Source organism: Flavobacterium cutihirudinis, assembly GCF_003385895.1.
Taxonomy (GTDB): Bacteria; Bacteroidota; Bacteroidia; order Flavobacteriales; family Flavobacteriaceae; genus Flavobacterium; species Flavobacterium cutihirudinis.
Genome location: NZ_QRDQ01000007.1, coordinates 859,044 through 878,501 on the forward strand (window position 1 = coordinate 859,044; position 19,458 = coordinate 878,501).

Sequence of the window (19,458 nt, forward strand, 5' to 3'; positions counted from 1 at the left end):
TTTAGCAAAAGCACTCTCTTAATTTTAGGATTAAGGGAGTGCTTTTTTTTATAATGTGACTTCTGAAAATAGTATTTCATAAATCTTTAAATTTTTAATATTGCTTTTAATTTGAATTAAATAGTTGTATTTCAGTTGTTTTGCGTATTAAAAACTAAGTAATTAGTAAAATTACTAACAAATTAGTTTGTCTACTAATTAATTAGTAGTATCTTGCATCAAAATTATTAGCCATGATAAAATTAGCGAAACGAGAAGAACAGATTATGCAAGTGTTTTGGGATTTGAACAAAGCATTTATTAGAGACATTATTCCGTTGTTGCCAGATCCGAAACCACATTACAACAGTGTGGCAACTATAGTAAAGATATTGGAAGAAAAAGGTTTTCTAAGCCACGAAACGGCAGGCAATATGCATTGTTTTTTTCCAGTAATCAGTAGAGAAGAGTACCAGCAATTTGCGTTGAAGGATATAGTGAGTCAGTATTTTGATAATTCGTACCCACGAATGCTCGCTTTTTTTGCAAAGGAGCAAAAACTTACCGAAAAAGAGCTGGATGAAATTGTTACCATTATTAAAAAGGAACAAATATGATACCTTACATTTTATATACAGCCCTTATTCTTTCTGCCTGTTTTGTGTTTTATAAACTGCTTTTGCAGAAGGAAACCTTCTTTCGCCTGAATCGATTAGTATTGCTATTCTGTATGATTTTGGCGTTTATTTTGCCTTTAGTTCCGGCGCCTTATCAATTATCGTTAAGAAAAGTAGCTGTTCATAAAACCGTTGTCGTAACGAATAATCAGAAAGAAAAAGACATTGCACCGCTGGTAAAAGAATCAAATACTCAGCCCACGATTGTAGAAAATACAGAGCAAATTATCAATTTTGACACCGTTGTTCAGGCATTGATTTATTTGTATTGGTTTGGTGTTGTTGTATTTGGAATTAACTTTTTGATGCAGATTATTATTCTGGTTTACAGAGCATATTCAAAGTCGTTTATTCAGGACGGAAAATTTCGTATTGTAGAAATTACAGACGATAAAGCGCCTTGTTCTTTTGCCAATAATATTTTCATCAATCCTGAAAAATATGAATGGGAAACATACAATCAAATTTTATTGCATGAAAAAATTCATATTGAACAAAAACACACGATAGATCTTCTTCTGGCTGAGCTTGTTCTGATTTTTCAGTGGTTTAATCCTTTTGCATGGCAATGGCGAAAAGCTTTAGAAATTAATCTTGAATTTCTGACGGATGATCAAATGCTGCAACAGCATACAGTCGAAAAAGAAAGCTATCAATTCAGCTTGCTAAAAGTGGCGGCGCCCCAATTTCCTTTGAGTCTCACAACCAATTATAATCAATCATTATTAAAAAAACGAATCATCATGATGAACTCAAAAAAATCAAATGTGAACACCACCTGGAAATATTTTTTCCTATTACCGCTTATGGTGTTATTTGTGTGCCTTTTTAATCAACCGGCAGCACAAAGTCAAATTCTTAGTTCCAAAGAAAAAAAGGAACAACGCAATGAAATTCACAATGAATTGAAAACAGAAGGCAACTGGTTTGCTGAAATTAAAGGTAATTACATCAATTTTCAATTCAAAAACGATGAAGACAGTAATTCTTCAAACACCTTTAAGCTTTCTGATTTTCCAAATCTTCCGAGAGACAAAAATGGAGAATTTTCTCTAACGCGTGAAGCTGGTACAATGAAATTTATCGGGAAGATTGAAGGTGACAAAGGAATGGGAACCTATAAATTTATCGCTAATAAAGAATATAGTTCGTCAATGTCTAAAGAAGGAATAGATATTACGAAGGACAAAGACGGCGATTTAATGGTTTTCTTTATCTTAGATATTAAAGTTTCTTATGTACAAATGCTTAAAAAACAAGGTTATACTAAATTAGACAAAGACGAACTTATTCCGCTTGCTGCATTGGGTATAGATGAGGCTTACATTACTTCAATCAAACAAGTTCTGCCAGATGTTGATTTGGAAAATTTAATTCCATTTAAATCATTAGGAGTTGATAAAGCATATATAGAAGAAATTCGTGCAGCAGGATACAAAGATGTGTCTGCGGATAAAATTATTACTTTAAAAGCTCAGGGTATTAGCGGAAAGTACATTTCTGATTTTCAAGCTTCAACTAAAGATGAAAAGAAAGATAAAAATCGTGAAAGTGATAGCGATGATGATGTAATTTCTTTTAAAGTATTAAATATTGACCAGGAATTTATTGATTCGTTTAAGAAAATAGGATATGATAATCTTTCAAATGATGAATTGATGGCTTTAAAAACACTAAATGTAACGCCTGATTATATAAAAAGTTTTCAGAAAGTAGGTTTTAAAGATGTTAGTATGGACAATTTATTTGCTTTGAAATCGCTGAATATTACACCAGATGTAATTACGCAATATAAGAATCTGGGTTTCACGGATTTAAAACTTGATGATATTTTTGGTGCGACTACAATTGGCGCAACACCATCTTTTATTAAATCAATGAAAGCTAAAGGACATAATTTTAATAATCTGGAAAAGTATATTGAATTAAAAGCTGTTCTGGGAAATTAATCAGTCACAGATAAAATCAGGTTTTGAGACTAACCTGAGAAAAAGTTTACACTCCTAAAGTGTAAACTTTTTTTTTGTCATTTACTCTTGGTAAAAAACTATTTAACTGATGTTGTTTCTTTTAAGGGAAGATTGCAAATAAATTACAAATATTTAACAGCTAGGTATTGCAGTAAAGGCGTAATCTTAATATTTTTGTACTGTGCGAAAAATTTCCCTGTACATCCTAATCCTTCTAATTAACTTTAATAATTGTTTTTTTGGACAATTATCTAAAGTTCCTGTGCTTGTACAACATTATATGGAGCATCAGGAACGATCAAACGGATTGGCTTTTAGAGATTTTATCGCTATGCATTATCTGGGTCAGGATATAGATGATAATGACGATGAACGGGATATGCAATTACCTTTTAAAAAAGTAGATCCACATTCTCAACATATTGTTTTTATACCGAGTCGCATTTATACTTCGACAGTATCTTTTGTACCATTAGATTCTCATTTTGTAAATAAGTACAAAACAAATTTTCATACAAATCCTTATTTAGGAAGTCTGTTCAGACCTCCAATTGCATAATTTCTTTTTATCGGAAATCACAATGCCATGCTGTTTAAGAACAGCGTGAGTATTGCATTTTATTATTCCTTAAAAATGAAAATATGCTTAATAAGATAATTCAATTTTCAGTTAAAAATAAACTGGTAATTGGTATTTTTACATTGCTGTGGATTGTCTACGGCGTGTTTGAAGTTACCCGTTTGCCTATTGATGCTGTACCTGACATTACTAATAATCAAGTACAAATTATAACTACCGCTCCGTCATTGGGCGCCGAAGACGTTGAGCGTCTGATTACTTTTCCTATTGAACAAGCGGTGAGCAATATTCCGCAGTTAAAAGAAAGCCGCAGTATTTCGAGATTTGGTTTATCAGTTGTTTCGATCGTTTTTGATGATGATACCGATGTGTATTGGGCACGTCAGCAGATAACAGAACGTCTGCAAAAAGTAGAAATTAATGAAAACGCTAATATGCCCGAAATGGCGCCTGTTACGACTGGTTTGGGTGAAATTTACCAATATGTTTTAAAGCCTCAGCCCGGTTATGAAAGTAAATATTCATTAGCTGATTTACGAACGATACAAGACTGGACAGTAAGAAGACAATTACTTGGAACTCCAGGAATTGCTGATGTTTCGACTTTTGGTGGAAAGCTAAAACAATATGAAGTTGGTGTAAATCCTGCGAGGTTAAAAGCACAGAATTTAACAATAAGTGATGTCTTTACTGCACTAAGTCGTAGTAATCAAAATACAGGCGGCGCTTATATTGAAAAAGGTCCAACTGTATCTTATATACGCAGTGTTGGTTTGGCTAAAAAGATTGAGGATATTGAGAATATTGTCATAAAAACAACTCAGGCCGGAACACCAATTTTAATCAAAAATGTGGCAGAAGTAAAACTGTCTTCCGCTATTCGATATGGCGCTTTGACTACCGATGATATTGGTGAATCGGTTGGCGGGATTGTGATGATGCTAAAAGGAGAAAACGCCAGCAACGTCATCGAGAATGTAAAAACAAAAGTAGCCGAAATCGAAAAAATCCTGCCCGAAGGTCTTAAAATAGAGCCTTTTTTAGATCGTACCAAAATGGTTGATAATGCTATAGGAACTGTTGAACATAATTTGATGGAAGGAGCATTGATTGTGGTTTTGGTTCTGGTTTTGTTTTTAGGAAATTTGCGAGCTGGGCTTATTGTGGCTTCGGTCATTCCGTTGGCGATGCTTTTTGCTATTATTATGATGAATGCTTTCGGCGTAAGCGGAAACTTGATGAGTTTGGGCGCTCTTGATTTCGGACTTATTGTTGATGGCGCCGTCATTATTGTCGAAGCGATTTTGCATCATCTTCATTCTTCAAAAAAATACAAAACAATAGACAACATTTCTCAGGAAGAAATGGATAAAGAAGTTTACGGTTCTGCTTCACGAATGATGAATGCAGCTGTTTTTGGACAGATTATTATTCTGATTGTTTATCTGCCTATTTTATCACTTCAGGGAATTGAAGGAAAAATGTTTAAGCCAATGGCACAAACAGTTGCCTTTGCTATTTTAGGAGCTTTTATACTATCGCTTACTTATGTGCCAATGGTGAGCTCACTTTTCATCAGTAAAAAAATAAATCATAAACTTAATTTTTCAGATCGAGTTATGCTGAAACTTGAAGGTTGGTACGAAAAGGTTCTTAGAAAAGCATTAGCCGTTAAAAAGACTATTATCGCTACGGCTATTGTTCTCTTTGGTTTGGCAGTATTTTTATTTGGTTTAATGGGTGGAGAATTTATTCCACAGTTAGAAGAAGGTGATTTTGCTGTTGAAACTCGCTTGCTTTTAGGAACAAATCTTTCTACAACTACGGAAACTATTGTGAAAATTTCGGCTGAGCTTAAAAAGCAATATCCCGAAGTCAAAAAGGTGGTTTCAAGAATTGGAAGTGCCGAAATACCAACGGATCCTATGCCAATTGAAGGTGGCGATATGATTATTGTTTTAAAAGACAAATCGGAATGGACAAGCGCTTCTTCTTTTTCTGAATTGGCCGAAAAAATGGCAAAAACGGTTCAGGATGTTGCGCCGGGTGTTACAACTGGTTTTCAGTTTCCGGTTCAGATGCGTTTCAACGAATTAATGACTGGTGCGAAACAAGATGTTGTGTGTAAAATATTTGGAGAAAATCTGGACAAACTAGATGAATATGCTGAAAAACTCGGTGCAATTAGCAGATCAGTAAATGGAACAGCAGATTTATACGTGGAGAAAGTTACCGGAATGCCACAAATTGTAATTGACTACAATTGGGCAGAAATGGCAAAGTATGGCTTGTATGTGCAAGATATTAACGGAACTGTAAACGCTGCTTTTGCCGGCGCGGTTGCTGGAAATATTTACGAAGGAGAAAAAAAGTTTGATCTTGTAGTGCGAGTAGAAAACAGTGGAAGGCAAGGAATTGAAAACGTGAGAAACCTTTTAGTAGCTACGCCTTCAGGAGCTCAGATACCATTATATCAGGTTGCTTCGGTAAAAGAAGTTGAAGGGCCAAATCAGATACAGCGCGAAAATGCAAAACGAAGAATTATAGTTGGTTTTAACGTAAGAGGGCGCGACGTTCAAAGTATCGTAAACGAACTGCAGAAAAAAGTTGATGCGCAAATAAAAATGGATCCGGGATATTTTATTACTTACGGAGGTTCTTTTGAAAACTTACAACAGGCTAAAAACAGACTTGGAATTGCAGTTCCGGCGGCATTGTTGATGATTTTCGGATTATTATATTTTGCTTTTCGATCGTTTAAAGAAGGAATTATCATTTTTACTGCTATTCCGTTATCGGCTATTGGTGGTGTTTTTGCTTTATGGATGCGTGATATGCCTTTTAGTATTTCTGCAGGAGTCGGATTTATTGCTCTTTTTGGAGTAGCGGTTTTAAACGGAATTGTATTGATTTCTGAGTTTAACCGAATTCAGAAACAAGGCGAAATCATTGATCCATTTCAAATTATTATAACCGGAACTAAAAACCGACTTCGACCAGTGTTAATGACTGCGGCAGTAGCTTCTTTGGGATTTTTGCCAATGGCACTCAGCAATGGAGCAGGAGCAGAAGTGCAACGTCCGTTAGCAACAGTAGTAATTGGCGGATTGGTGACAGCTACATTGTTGACTCTTTTTGTCCTTCCGGCCATCTATTTAATTACTTATAGTCTAAAACCTTTCAAAAAGAAAATGAAAAAGAAAAATGTAACGACGGCTGTTGTAACGTTGTTTCTGTTAATAAGTGTTAATGGAGTTTACGCACAAAAGACAGAAAAGATTTCGTTAGAACAATCTATTGCAATCGCACTTAAAAATAATAGCCGAATTAAAGCAGCGAAATTTAATGAAGCATCCAAAACTTTTTTGAGTAAATCAGCTTATGATCTTCCCAAAACACAAATCGATGCAGATTACGGACAATTCAACAGCCGATTGAACGATACGCGTTTTGGAGTTACTAAAATGATAAACTTCCCGACGGTTTATTCCCGTCAGAAGAAAGCGTATACAGCAGTTGCAGAGGCAGCAAAAGCGCAAAATCAATTGACTCAGCAGGAAGTAAAATCGTCTGTCAGCAAATTGTATTATGAATTAATATGGCTGGATAGTAAGCGAAATCTTTTGCATTATGCAGATAGTATTTATCGACTAATGGAAGAAAAATCGCAATTACGATTTAAAACCGGGGAAACGAATGTTTTGGAAAAAAGTGCCTCACAATCGGCAAGACAGTTTTATAGCAATCAACTGAATATGATTGAGATCGATGTCGATATTGCGCTTCGTTCTTTTAATGCTTTATTACAAGATGACATAATTTATGTTCCTCAGCAATCCAAAATCAAAATGGATTCAGAACAACTTACAGAAATTAAAATTACGGATGAATTGCCATTGATGAAAGTTTGGCAGCAGGAAGCTGAGGCTGCAAAATGGCGCTGGAAAACCGAAAAAGCTCGTTTAATGCCGGATTTAAGTTTTGGCTATAATAATTTGAGTATTACCGGTTTTCAAACCAATGCAGCAGGTCAGGAAACCTATTATGGTTCAGGAGATCGATTCAGTTACATTACAGCCGGAATCAGTGTTCCTTTATTTTTTGGAAGCCAAACAGCAAAAAGCAAAGCTGCAAAAGCCGAATACCAAAATTTGGAAGCGCAGTCAGAAGCCGTAAAAATTGAAGTTTCAACGCAAATCCAAAATGCTTCAAAAGAAGTTCAGAAATACAAACAAAGTCTTCAGTATTATGAAAGTGAAGGATTAGTAAATGCACAGACGATAATTGAAGCAGCAAATAGCCAATTGCAAAATGGGGATATCGATTATTTGCAATGGGTTTTGGTCGTAAATCAGGCGATTACAATTAAGAATGAACATTTGGATACGGTAAATAATTATAATAAGGCTTTAATAGCCTTGAAAACGATAACAAACTTATAAGGTAATGAAAAAGAAAATCATTTTTACGTTTATAACTGCCGTACTGATGCTGGTATCCTGCAGTAAAAAAGAAGAAAACAAGCAAACAGAAGCAGTAGGAGAGTCAGATTCCAGTATTATAACGTTATCTCCGAAGCAGGCAAAAAATGCAGGAATAGTGACAGGAAATCCCGAAGAAAAAGAACTTAGTGCTATTGTTCAGCTTCAGGGAGAAGTGACAGTACCACCCAATAGCCTTGTGAATGTAACTTTTCCGTTGGGAGGATATATTAAAAAGACGAATATCGTAACCGGAATGCATGTTAAGAAAGGACAAGTTCTGGCGGTAATCGAAGACATGCAATACATTCAATTGCAACAGGATTATCTTACTGCAAAAGAACAGTTTAAAGCTGCTAATTTAGAATTTGTGCGTCAAAAAGAGTTGAATGCTAAAAAAGCCAGCAGTGACAAAGTCTTTGAACAAGTGACAGCTGAACGCGAAACACAACGAATTGCAATGGCTTCATTAGCACAAAAGTTGGAATTATTGGGATTAAATGTAAATCGGCTTACAGCTTTAAATATTACCAAATCACTTAATGTGGTTTCTCCAATAAATGGTTTGGTTTCAAAAGTAAACATCAATAATGGAAAATACGTTGCACCAACCGAAATGCTTTTTGAATTAACAAACTTTCAAGACGTTATGTTGACTTTTAATGTTTTTGAAAAAGATGTGCAATCACTTAAAGAAGGACAAAAACTGGAGGTGTACAGCAATACAAATCCGGAGAAGAAATTTAATGCAGGAATTCAGTTTATCAATCACAGCTTAAATCAGGATCGTGCGGCTGAAGTTATTGCAAGATTAGATAATTATGATCCGATGTTCTTGCCGGGGCTTTTCGTAAATGCAGATATTCATTTTACAAACAAAAAGCAGTTGGCTGTACCTGAAGATGCCATTGTGAGTTGGAAAGGCAAGAATTATGTTTTTGAAGACATAGGAAACAACAGTTATAAAATAGTAGAAGTAAAAGATGGAATTGCCCAAAATGGTTTTAAGCAGTTTTCTTCAAATAATATAACTTCTTCATCTAAATTGGTTGTTAAAAATGCGTATACACTTTTAATGAAAACCATGAACAGAGTAGAATAAAAAAGTAAAAAAAATAAAATTATAGAAACTAAAACGGCGGTACAATTTTACCGCCGTTTGTTTTTTTTAGCCCTCTGATAGTTAATTTCAAGAATGTTTAGTAAGTGATTTTGTAATTTTTGAGGAGGATTCTATAACTCTAAATATTTGTTTTTCAATAATTTTAAAAAACATTTAAAAATTAGAATTATGAACACAAATAAGCAAACTCCGAAAAGTGCAAATAAAGAGGGACACGACCATCGCAGTGATACAAGAAAACATCAATACAAAGATCATGATGAAGTTTTGACCAATGATGGAAACTATGATGTTGACACTAAAAAGTTTAAAGGTAAAGAGCCAGACTTTGATGATAAAATGGACAATGAAGAAAAAAAATAACTCATTTATAACGTCTCAAATATTCTTTTTGAGACGTTTTTATTTGGTTTTAAGAGATGGTTGATTTTTTTTTATAAAAATTTAAAAGTAAAAGAAACTATGAATTGATTTTTTATAGATTTGTATATCTATTATATTCAAAAGCATGAAATCTGTTACTTCAATTTTTTTATTTTTAATGTTTATCTGCTCAAGTGCTTATGCACAGTTGAGTTCAGATAAAATATTCGAAAGCTTTAAACAAGGGGAGCGTACAAATTGTTCATCAATTGCTTTTATTAAAGCTTCTTTAAACATCTATGGTTTGGATAATCTTTTTCAAACAGAGAAAATAAGCGATAATCTGCAGAAAATAACTTTAAAAAATAATGAATCGTTTACACTTAAAAAGGAAGAAATAAGCAAAGCTAAAATATCAGCCGATTTTATTTGTATTAAAGACAATTGCGAAAGCGAGAAAATAATAGAATACGCAATACTGACTTATGCTGTTATGGCAAAGTACAAGCAAATTATAGATAAAGAAGATACTTTTGACAGAGCCCTTGAAGATTTAGAAAGTGGTGAAGTCTATACGCCAACAATCTATAAATACTTAGGATTTCAGAAAGGAAAACAAATAGAAAAACTTAAACGTGAGTCGGGTAGTGAATTTTGTGGTGTTGTGGCTTGGTCAACAGCTCACGCAGTTTTTGTTTGCGAAGATTTTATGGATTATTACGGCAATAAAAAAAGTATTTACATAAAATATCCAGGACGTTTTAGAATCATTAAATCCTAAAAGAGAGGTATTAAAAAAATAACATTAAAGTATTACTTTGTTGTTAGTTTTTTTAAAATCCTTGACAGCGAACGGTATAAGATTTTTTAAATCAAAAAAAGAAATCAATAAAGTTGTAATCTAAGTTAATTTATATATTTTTGTTTTTATCCAATAACCAAATCTACACTAAGAAATGAACATCAAAACTACTCTACTAAGTTTACTTTTCGTCTTGACTACTGCAGCTGTTTCGGCGCAGGCAAAAAATGCTCCAAAAAGCATCATCAGTACAACAGCCATTATCCGTAAATACCATGACCAGAAAGAATTGAGTGGTATGCAAAAAGGAGAACTTTTGGAATTGTATATTGAGCGTATCAAAGTTTTGGTTAAAACACTTCCGTATATAGCTTTGGCTACTAAACCGGGAGTAACAATGGCTGACTTAGGTATTCCGGATGATAACGAGAACAAAAAGTTCTTAGACGGACAGGCAGTTGCAACAACAACTTTCTTAGATACGACAGTCGATTTTCAAAGAAAAATGATGCCGTATTCTGATAAAGGAAATCTTATTGCTGCAATTTTGTTTTACGAAAGCACATTAAAATCGTTACATGAATTCAATGATATGAACTAAATGTAATCGTACATAATTTAAAAAGCTCCAAAGTCATTTGATTTTGGAGCTTTTTTGTTTGAATAAATTCTCTAGTTTCCTTTTAATAAATTGATGCTTACAGTTGCAGTATCAGCATCTGGAAAACGTCTGAAAATAGACGGATCTGGAAATAGTCCTGCTTCTTGGGCAATTTTATTGAAAACATCAATCTCCACAATATATTGATCAGAAAAACCATGTGTTGCGTCATAGGCAGTCGCGGGTGTTTTTCCTAGATTATTTGCGGTAAGTTTTGGATCAATAGTATGCAATTCAATCAGTAGAAGTCCAAATTTGCGAACGTAAGGCGACCATTTTTGCAAATGCTCCAACAGATTATCTTCAACAAGATTATTGCTTATTTTTTTTCCTCTAAAGGCAAATGCGCCCGTAGATGTACTGATTCTGCTTTGGTTAATGTTTTTTGGATCTTCCCAAATTCGGTTGTGATCCAGAAAGGTTCTTACATTAAGTAAATCCTTCAGATCGATATTGTAATTTTCTTTTAAATCTTCAGAAAGTAAGTTTGGCTGGCCAATATCGCCCCAAATTACCTTTGCCCAGATATCTGCTTTTATCAAATTAGCCCGTGTAACTTTCAGAGCAGCCTGATTATAATCGGCTCCGACCAAAAATAAAGGATATTCGTCGAGCATTTTTCCTCTTAAAGTCTGTCTGTCTATCACTTCGAAAATATGTTGCAGAAATGCGCCATTGCCACAGCCCATATCTAAAATTCCTTTTGGCTGTTCTTCAATGGGCAAATTGAAAAGTTTGATGATTATTTCGTCTACAACTTTAAAATACGTGTCATGTGCACCGCCGCTTCCCCAAACATTCATTTCTCGGTCAACATGTATTTCGTTTTCACCGTCGAGTACCATTCGTAAAGCGGCAGGATCGCCAAAAATTAGTTCTTCAATTTTTGCAAATGTTGGTAAATACGAAACGGTAACACCATATGCGCTGGCTCTTTTGGCATAAAATAAACCAGTTTCGGTGAATTGATAATTACCATTTTTTTCTGTAAACCATCCAAGATGTACAAAAAAGTCAAGTATTTTTTTGAAGTTTTCAGGCGATTTATGAAACTCCTCGGGTTTAAAAGAAGTTTCCATGAAGTACTTATGAAACATTCCGTTCATTGCAAGACGAACTATTGTTGGTCCAATAAGATTGCCTTCGATATGCTTTAAAATTTGATTCTGAATCTCATTTTTGAGTGGATCCTCAGCAGGTTTTAAACCGTAGTTTTGTTTGTGTTTTTCAAAAATAGCATTGAGTTTTTCAAATGGAGCATCTTCAAACAAACGTCGATGAAATAGTGTAGAAAACTGTAGTAGATCGACAACATCTTCATAGAGCGAAAACATTGAAAAGGCAGTTTCTGACTTTTCATTAACTGTAATTGTAATTTGCTGTGTGCTATTGTCTATATCATAATCTAAAAAGCCCTGAGAAGCCAAAATTCTCAAACCCACATTCAAATAACCTTCATTGGCTTTAAAAACGCTAACCAGTTCTGATAATTGGACTTGTTTTTTTTTCAGAATAAAATCTAAAATGGCTTTGTTTTTTAATGCAATTGCTACAGGAGCAACAGCCAAACCATCGAGATGTCTGAAAATGGAGCTTCGAAGTTGTGATGTATCAGTCATAGTTAAAGGATGAAGTTTAGTTAAAATTAGTGATTTTTTCGACTGATAGTTTATCAATTTTGTCATTTTTAATTCCATACAAAAAAGATAAACGCTTCATTTTTAGATATAACTCGATAATTTTTTTTTCAGATAAAAGAATAAAAAAACATCTGTGTAGAGTGCAGATGTTCATAAAAAGATGAAAATGAGAAAAAATATTTTAGAGCGAAGTAAAAAGGGGTAAAGTAAATTTAAAAGTGCTCCCTTTTCCGGGTTCGCTTTCTACCCAGATTTTTCCTTGGTGAATATTTACAAATTCATTGCATAATAACAATCCGAGCCCGCTTCCGGTTTCATTTTCTGTTCCTTTTTGCATGACTTTTCGATTGATCTTAAACAATCGTTCTTTAATGGAATCGGGAACACCAATTCCGTTATCAGAGATGGCTATTTCTACTTTTTGTTTTCTCTTTGTCAACGTAACAACAACTTCTCCTTTTTTGTCAGTAAATTTAATTGCATTGCTCAGCAGATTACGCAAAATGGTATCAATCATATTTTTGTCGGCTTCAACTTCTATGATTTCTGTTGATTCAAACACAAGATTTATATTTTTGTTTAATGCCGCATTTTTGCTCAGTTCAATATTTTCTTTAATAAGCGCATTGAGTTCTAGATTTTGCGGGCGAAACAGAATCATACCAGTTTGCATTTGAGACCATTCTAATAAATTTTCCAATAATTTATAGATGTTTTTGTTTGAATCGTGCAGTGTTTCTGAGACTTCTTTTATTTCATCTCGACTATAATCTTCAATATTTTCCACCAAAATTTCTGATAGCGAAACGGCCGATCCAAGCGGGCCTCTTAAATCATGAGAAATGATTGAAAAGAATTGGTTTTTGTCACTCAAAAGTTTCTGAATTTTAAGGTCTTGTTTTTCTTTGACTAACAACAAGAATCCGACAATTCCAATAAGAGAAAGCATAAACAAACTAATGCTGTACAAGCCATCCAGAGGATCGGTAGAAATAATTTGATTTTGCGGATTCTGATATCGGTAAATACTACGTATTAAAATTAAAACCTCAAATCCGATGTAGCAGAAAACATAGAAGGTCTTGAAAAAGCTTTTTGTTTTTTCGGCAAAATAAGTAATAGTTGGAGGTAAGTAAATGGCAAAAATTCCAACGCCACCAATTATCACACGCGTATTCATTGTTGCTTCTAATAGCGTTGCGAGATTGAAAATTATAATGGCGACAACTGTAATTCCTATTTGTAAATTGAAATGTTTTTTGGCGTTTGTTTTAATCAATGATAACATTGCTATTGTTTCAAAACAACAAGCAAAGAAAATCATCGAATTGGCAATGTTGATGGAGACAAAATCACTTATAATGTTTCGCAGTAGCGCAAATATCCAGGCAACTGTAAGTAATAATTTCCCTAATCCATACCATTTTAATGTTTTTCTATTGTCGCTTGTAGCATACGAAAATGAATAACTGAAAATAAGAATGCAGGTAAAAAAATTACCCCAAAAATAAAGAAGGAAAATCGTTTTAGGATCTACAGGTGCAAGTTCGAACATTATTGATTTTGGCTTATTAAAAAAACGAATGATCAAATATACAAAATAACGCTGTAATTGAGTTAATTTGCATAAAGGAAGCCAGTAAATACGGCAATTGTTCTAAAATTAAGGTATTTTTATTGTCAAATTTTTAAGCAAAAAGAATACTGTTTCTGAAAGAAAAATCTATTTTTTTAATCTTTTTGAGAAAATCTCATTTTCGAAATTAAGTTATGGTTTGCTATTTATATAAAACTAATTCCAAAACTGTTACAAATACCCAAAACTTTATCCATCTCTGGTGGACCCGGAGGAAGCTGGCTAAGTTGAACAAACATATCTTCAATTCCGGAAGGGACTACCGTAATAATTGTTTTGGCATTTTTTTTCTCCAATAACTCTAAACGAATGTGGCACTTGTCTTGGTAAAAAAATAGTATCGCCAGTTTTTAATATACTTGTATTGCCATCGACTACAAATTCCATTTCGCCTTCAAGAATTCTGAATACTTCATCTTCATTTTCATGAACATGCATCGGGATACCAACTCCTGGCGGATTGTCGTTTTCTATTATGGTAAATCTTCCTGCGGTATCTTTTCCTGTAAGTTTTACAGTTTGTGAATCTCCCAATATGTTTTGGTGTAAACCTTGGCCTTTATTTATAATTTTTGAAGTAATTGGAGTGGTTTCGTTACTTGAAGTATTTTTTGCCATAATTATTTCATTTTAATTTAAAGTTTTATTTGTTTTTGGTTTAGCTAATATATGGATTTTATTGGTAATCAGTTGATTGTGTTTTTTAATGTGAGTTTTTTGTTGTTTTTTTAAGACACAAAACAGGCATCATAAAGAATTTCAATTTTAATTTGTTTAAGTATTTGTAGCGGTTTTTTTCTTTGTCTATTTGATTAATCTTGGGTTTGTGGTAGATTTTAAAAGAATTGTATTTGAAGAAAAAGTAAACAAAATAATAGTTTGAGATTCAAAAATGATTAAAATAGTTTAAGTATTAGTTAACAAAACGTAATTAGTAAAAAGGGTAATACTATAATTTTGAACTTTCTGCGAAGTCGCAATTATATTGAAGTTTAAAAGAAAATTGATACTTATTATATAAAAAACAAATGAAAAAGATTTTTACTATTCTAATTTTTGCAGGTACATTTTTTAATGTAAATGCGCAACAATATATAGCTGAAGGCAGAAAAGCCCTGGCTGTTATTCCTACACAAACAACTGATGTAGAAAAAGCAAAAATCAGTTTAAACGGTACATGGGAAATTAATATGAGTCCTACAGATGAGATTTGGAAAACCAATTCCGGTCAATGGCAAAAGATTCAGGTGCCTGGAGAACCGGCGATGCAGGGTTTTACAGTAGAAAATGATAAAGAATTTTTCTATAGAACTACTATTACAGTTCCGGCAAGTGCGAAAAACAAAACAACTATGATTCGTTTTAACGGAGTGTACAGTTACGCAAGAGTCTTTGTAAACGGTCATTTTGTACGCGAGCATTTTGGAGGATTTACGGCTTGGGATGCTGATATTAGTTCTTTTGTCGAGCCTGGAAAACCCGCAGTTGTACACGTTGGTGTTACGGATCGTGCTGATGATATTTCGTATGCTTCCGGATATGCTTTTCATCCAATTGGAGGTATATTAAGAGAAGTTCAGTTGCTTGTAGTGCCAAACGATTATATTAATCGTTTCTATACACAAACCGATTTTACCAATGATTTCAAAAAAGCTACACTTTCTTTGAATATTGCGAAAAGTAAAACAACAGGAAAAAGCAGTATTAAATTTCAATTGTATGATGCGAATCAAAAAGCTGTTTTGAAAGAAGCACAAACTTTTAATTTGAACAATGGAGAAGGGAAATTTTCTGTAGATGTCTTAAATCCGATTTTATGGAATCAGGAAAAACCATATCTCTATACGTTAAAAGCCGAACTGCAAACTGCCGGAAAAACTCAGGAAAAAATAGAACAAAAAGTAGGTTTTAGAAAAGTTGTTGTAGATGGAAAAAGAGTACTTGTAAATGGAGATCCTATCAAATTAAGAGGTGGTTGCAGACATGATATGCATCCTTTGTTAGGAAGAAGCACCAATCGTATGTATGATAGTTTGGATGTTGTTATGGCCAAAAAAGCCAATTTGAATTTTATTCGAACTTCTCATTATCCGCCTTCGCAGGACTTTTTGGAGTTTGCTGATAAATACGGAATTTATGTACAGGAAGAAACTGCAATTTGTTTTGTGAATGATTGGAGAGAAGGAGTTTATAAAAAATTAGGAGAAACGCAGAATGATCCTGCATTTACATCCAGATATTTAGGACAGTTAAGCGAAATGATTGATCGTGATAGAAATCATGCTTCTGTTATTATGTGGTCTATTGGTAATGAAAGTAGCTACGGAATCAATTTTCAAAAGGAATATGATTTTGTAAAAACAATTGATTTGTCCAGACCCGTATCGTGGTCTTGGCCTGCAACAGCCTTCAAAGAAAATAAAAAATGTTTTGATATTGCCGTTGCTCATTATCCGGATTATGAAGGTACAGGAGAGGAAAATTTCGGTTTAGTGTATAAAAACATGGAACACGAAAGTCTTCCGTTACTTAGTGATGAGTGGGCGCATGTGGCGTGTTATAATACTACTTTATTAAAAACGGATCCTAATGTGAAAGATTTTTGGGGACGCAGTTTAGATATTATGTGGGCAAATCGCTTTGATGTACCGGGAAATTTAGGAGGTGCAATTTGGGGAATGACAGATGAAACTTTTCATTTGAAAGACAAAGTTACAGGATATGGACCTTGGGGATTTATAGATGTTTGGAGAAGAGAGAAAACAGAGTTTTGGAACACTAAAAAAGCATATTCACCTATTCGTGTTTTAAAAACAGAATTCGAAAATAATGCAACTGATCAATACATAAATGTACCGGTTAAAAACAGATACAACCACATTTCGCTGGATCAGGTGAAACTTAAAATCAGATCAAACGGAAAAAGTTATGAGCAGCAATTGCCAGCTTTAAAGCCACATGAAGAAGGCACAATTAAAGTTGCTGTTACTGATCGAAGTACTCCAATTGTTTTGGAATTTTATGACGCGCAAAATAATCTTATCGACGAAGAACAGTTAACTTGGAAAATTACGAGTCCAACTACAGTAGAGGCAACTAAACTTAAATGGAATGTTAAAAAGAGTGACAAGAACGTAGTGTTGGAAAGTCAGGGATTAATTATAAAACTAGACGCTTCGACAGGAGAATTGCAAAACGCAGATTTAAAAGGAGAAAAAGTATTGACAGCTGGCGCTAGAGTAATTGTAAATAAACCAAAACAGCCAGATGCATTTAAGGAAACAACAGGTATATATTCAGGTAAATATAAAGTAAAAAATGCTATAATAAATACCGAGAATAAAAGTGCAATTGTTGTTAATTCAGCGGGTACAATTGATGATTATTCCGTAAAAATGAAAACTACTTATCAAGCTGACGGAACAATTACAATTGAATACGAAGCGGATAATATTCCGGAATACACTTGGCAGATTGGTATTGCATTACCTGTAGCAAGTACTTTTGATGAGATGAAGTGGAAACGCAACGGTTATTGGAGTACATATCCTGCAGATCATTTATCTGCCAATATCGGAACTGCAAAACGTATTTCTGACATCAACGAAGAGTATCGCGTTCAGCCAGTTTATGAAACTTCTGAGGGTATGTATGATTACTATTTAAAAAACACAATTGATCCGAAAAAAGCGAACATGAATGGTACAGAAATTTTTAGAGCCACTAAAGAAAATGTATTGACTTTTGATTTGCTATCTGCAAAAAACGAAATTGAATTGTCTTCAAATGGATTGCAAGCTACGAAAGTTGATATTCTTGAATCTGGTGAAGAAGAGTTGCTAATTATGGATAAATGGGATTATTGGAGTTTGAGCTGGGGAAATTTTGCAGGAACCAAAAACAGTTCGAAAAACGTAAAAGGAAAGGCAGTTGTAAAATTAGCTCAGAAAAATTAGAAAAATATTTTCGAATCTTAGTTACGAGGGCATGTTTTTATATTTAAAATAATAAATTTATGCAATTGTAGCTTGTATGTAATTTTGAACAATTCTGCTAATAAATTTTAATATGGCTTTAGAAATAAATTTAAAGGATAAAGTGGTGTTAATTACTGGCGTAACATCAGGAATTGGGGCCAAAATAGCGATGGTTTTTGCTAAAGCTGGAGCAAATGTAGCGGGTTGTGGAATCGAAAAATCGGAATCTAAAGAAGCGGTCGGCTTTCTGGAAACAGTGAACAATTTTGAGCAGGAAGTATTATATGTTCAGTCGGATGTCACTGTTAAAGAAGAATTAGAAAACCTAGTGCAGCAAACAGTTGACAAATTTGGAAGATTAGATATTTTAGTTTCTAATGCCGGAGCAAATGTATTCGAAGGCGCTGAAACTTGTTCAGAAGAAGACTGGATTAGAAATCATGAACTAAATCTGGCATCACATTGGCGTTTAGCAAAATTAGCCAAACCGTATTTAGAGAAAAAAAATGGCACTATAATTATCATGACATCCAATCATGCTTATTCGTCAATTCCTGGATGTTTTCCGTATAATGTTACCAAAACAGCGTTAACAGGATTGGTGAGAAGTTTGGCAATCGAGTGGGGGCCATTGGTTAGAACGGTTGGTATTGCACCTGGATTTATTGATACTCCCGGAAACCAGAAGTGGTTTGACTCTTTTCCAGACCCGGAAGCAGAACGTCAAAGAACAATTGATCTGCATCCTGTAAAAAAAATTGGAACTTCAGAAGAAATAGGAGCCTGGTGCGTTTTCTTAGCAAGCGAATATGCTTCGTTTGCAAGCGGAACAACTTATTTATTAGATGGCGGACGGAGTGCTTTGATGCAGGATGAATAGAAAATCGATATGAAAATGAAAAGGTCGGAAATTAAGTTTCCGACCTTTTTTTATCTTATAGTTTGAAGTTGAAAAATAGCGAATGAAATTGTAGTTTCATAAAAAATAAAAGCAATAGCCCATTTCTTTTGAAATGGGCTATTGCTTTTATGTCTTCTTACAAAATGAGATTAGTCGGGCTGAATATTGAAAAGCGTAACTAATAGTATCATTTTGATAGTAATGTAAATGGTTTTGTCTCGTACTTATGTAAATAAAAATAGTTGCTAATAGCGAAAAAAAAGGCCTTACAAAGACATTAAACACTTTATAAAAAATCATGCTTAAATAGTAATATAATCCATCATAATAATAAGATAGTCCATTTATTTTGAGAGGTGAATAAAATAGATTTGTTATTTTGTTAACAAACGTTTAAGTGTTTAAACTTTATAAATTCCAGTGTTTTAGTAGAAAATAGATGTTTTTTTTGAAAATAATTCAATATTAATATCTTGATTTTTAGATTATTAAATAATTTTTAAAACACGAAAAAAAGTTTTTAAAAAGAACTGTTAATAAAAAAATGCGATTTTTAAAAGTTAATCAAAAAACGTTTAGCAATTTTACTGTAATTCGCAAAAAGATTAGATGAGAGAATGTAAGAGAAATATACGTAAGCTATATGATTTAAATATTTAATCATCTTT

General features: G+C 33.6%; 13 protein-coding genes. 10 read left to right on the forward strand and 3 right to left on the reverse strand.

Features of this window, described 5'->3' with window-relative positions; all coding sequences use genetic code 11:
• Nucleotides 1–233: 233 nt before the first annotated feature.
• The 8 genes from BD847_RS03745 (at nucleotide 234) to BD847_RS03780 (ending at nucleotide 10,576) form a co-directional block, all read left to right on the forward strand.
• Nucleotides 234–596, forward strand: a complete 363-nt coding sequence (locus BD847_RS03745; protein WP_115886927.1) for a BlaI/MecI/CopY family transcriptional regulator — start codon at nucleotides 234–236, stop codon at nucleotides 594–596.
• A complete protein-coding gene (locus BD847_RS03750; RefSeq protein ID WP_115886928.1) occupies nucleotides 593–2,605 on the forward strand; it encodes a M56 family metallopeptidase in 2,013 nt (670 codons plus the stop codon). The genes BD847_RS03745 and BD847_RS03750 overlap by 4 nt, the downstream gene beginning before the upstream one ends.
• A gap of 283 nt (nucleotides 2,606–2,888) precedes the next feature.
• Nucleotides 2,889–3,185, forward strand: a complete 297-nt coding sequence (locus BD847_RS03755) for a hypothetical protein (protein WP_147298493.1) — start codon at nucleotides 2,889–2,891, stop codon at nucleotides 3,183–3,185.
• An 83-nt stretch (nucleotides 3,186–3,268) separates the two neighbouring features.
• The gene (locus BD847_RS03760; RefSeq protein ID WP_115886930.1) at nucleotides 3,269–7,648 is read left to right on the forward strand and encodes a CusA/CzcA family heavy metal efflux RND transporter; all 4,380 of its coding nucleotides are present in this window, start codon (nucleotides 3,269–3,271) and stop codon (nucleotides 7,646–7,648) included.
• A 4-nt stretch (nucleotides 7,649–7,652) separates the two neighbouring features.
• Nucleotides 7,653–8,789, forward strand: a complete 1,137-nt coding sequence (locus tag BD847_RS03765; RefSeq protein ID WP_115886931.1) for an efflux RND transporter periplasmic adaptor subunit — start codon at nucleotides 7,653–7,655, stop codon at nucleotides 8,787–8,789.
• Between the two features lie 189 nt (nucleotides 8,790–8,978).
• On the forward strand, nucleotides 8,979–9,173 hold the full coding sequence (locus BD847_RS03770) for a hypothetical protein (RefSeq protein ID WP_115887337.1): 195 nt from the start codon (nucleotides 8,979–8,981) through the stop codon (nucleotides 9,171–9,173).
• A gap of 145 nt (nucleotides 9,174–9,318) precedes the next feature.
• Complete coding sequence (locus tag BD847_RS03775; RefSeq protein ID WP_115886932.1) at nucleotides 9,319–9,954, forward strand: hypothetical protein; 636 nt, start codon at nucleotides 9,319–9,321, stop codon at nucleotides 9,952–9,954.
• A 175-nt stretch (nucleotides 9,955–10,129) separates the two neighbouring features.
• Complete coding sequence (locus BD847_RS03780; RefSeq protein WP_115886933.1) at nucleotides 10,130–10,576, forward strand: hypothetical protein; 447 nt, start codon at nucleotides 10,130–10,132, stop codon at nucleotides 10,574–10,576.
• Nucleotides 10,577–10,647: 71 nt separating this feature from the next.
• On the opposite strand, the gene BD847_RS03785 is transcribed toward BD847_RS03780, so the two are convergent.
• From BD847_RS03785 to BD847_RS03795, 3 genes are all read right to left on the reverse strand, one after another.
• Nucleotides 10,648–12,255 (reverse strand): class I SAM-dependent methyltransferase, encoded by a 1,608-nt coding sequence (locus BD847_RS03785; protein ID WP_115887338.1) that lies wholly within the window; start codon nucleotides 12,253–12,255, stop codon nucleotides 10,648–10,650.
• A gap of 202 nt (nucleotides 12,256–12,457) precedes the next feature.
• Nucleotides 12,458–13,831, reverse strand: a complete 1,374-nt coding sequence (locus tag BD847_RS03790; RefSeq protein ID WP_115886934.1) for a sensor histidine kinase — start codon at nucleotides 13,829–13,831, stop codon at nucleotides 12,458–12,460.
• A 324-nt stretch (nucleotides 13,832–14,155) separates the two neighbouring features.
• The gene (locus BD847_RS03795; RefSeq protein WP_115886935.1) at nucleotides 14,156–14,530 is read right to left on the reverse strand and encodes a cupin domain-containing protein; all 375 of its coding nucleotides are present in this window, start codon (nucleotides 14,528–14,530) and stop codon (nucleotides 14,156–14,158) included.
• 410 nt (nucleotides 14,531–14,940) lie between these two features.
• Between BD847_RS03795 and BD847_RS03800 the strand changes: the two genes are divergently transcribed.
• Together BD847_RS03800 and BD847_RS03805 are read left to right on the forward strand one after the other, a co-directional pair.
• Complete coding sequence (locus BD847_RS03800) at nucleotides 14,941–17,868, forward strand: glycoside hydrolase family 2 protein (RefSeq protein ID WP_115886936.1); 2,928 nt, start codon at nucleotides 14,941–14,943, stop codon at nucleotides 17,866–17,868.
• A 112-nt stretch (nucleotides 17,869–17,980) separates the two neighbouring features.
• A complete protein-coding gene (locus tag BD847_RS03805; RefSeq protein ID WP_115886937.1) occupies nucleotides 17,981–18,769 on the forward strand; it encodes an SDR family oxidoreductase in 789 nt (262 codons plus the stop codon).
• The last annotated feature ends 689 nt before the right edge of the window (nucleotides 18,770–19,458 follow it).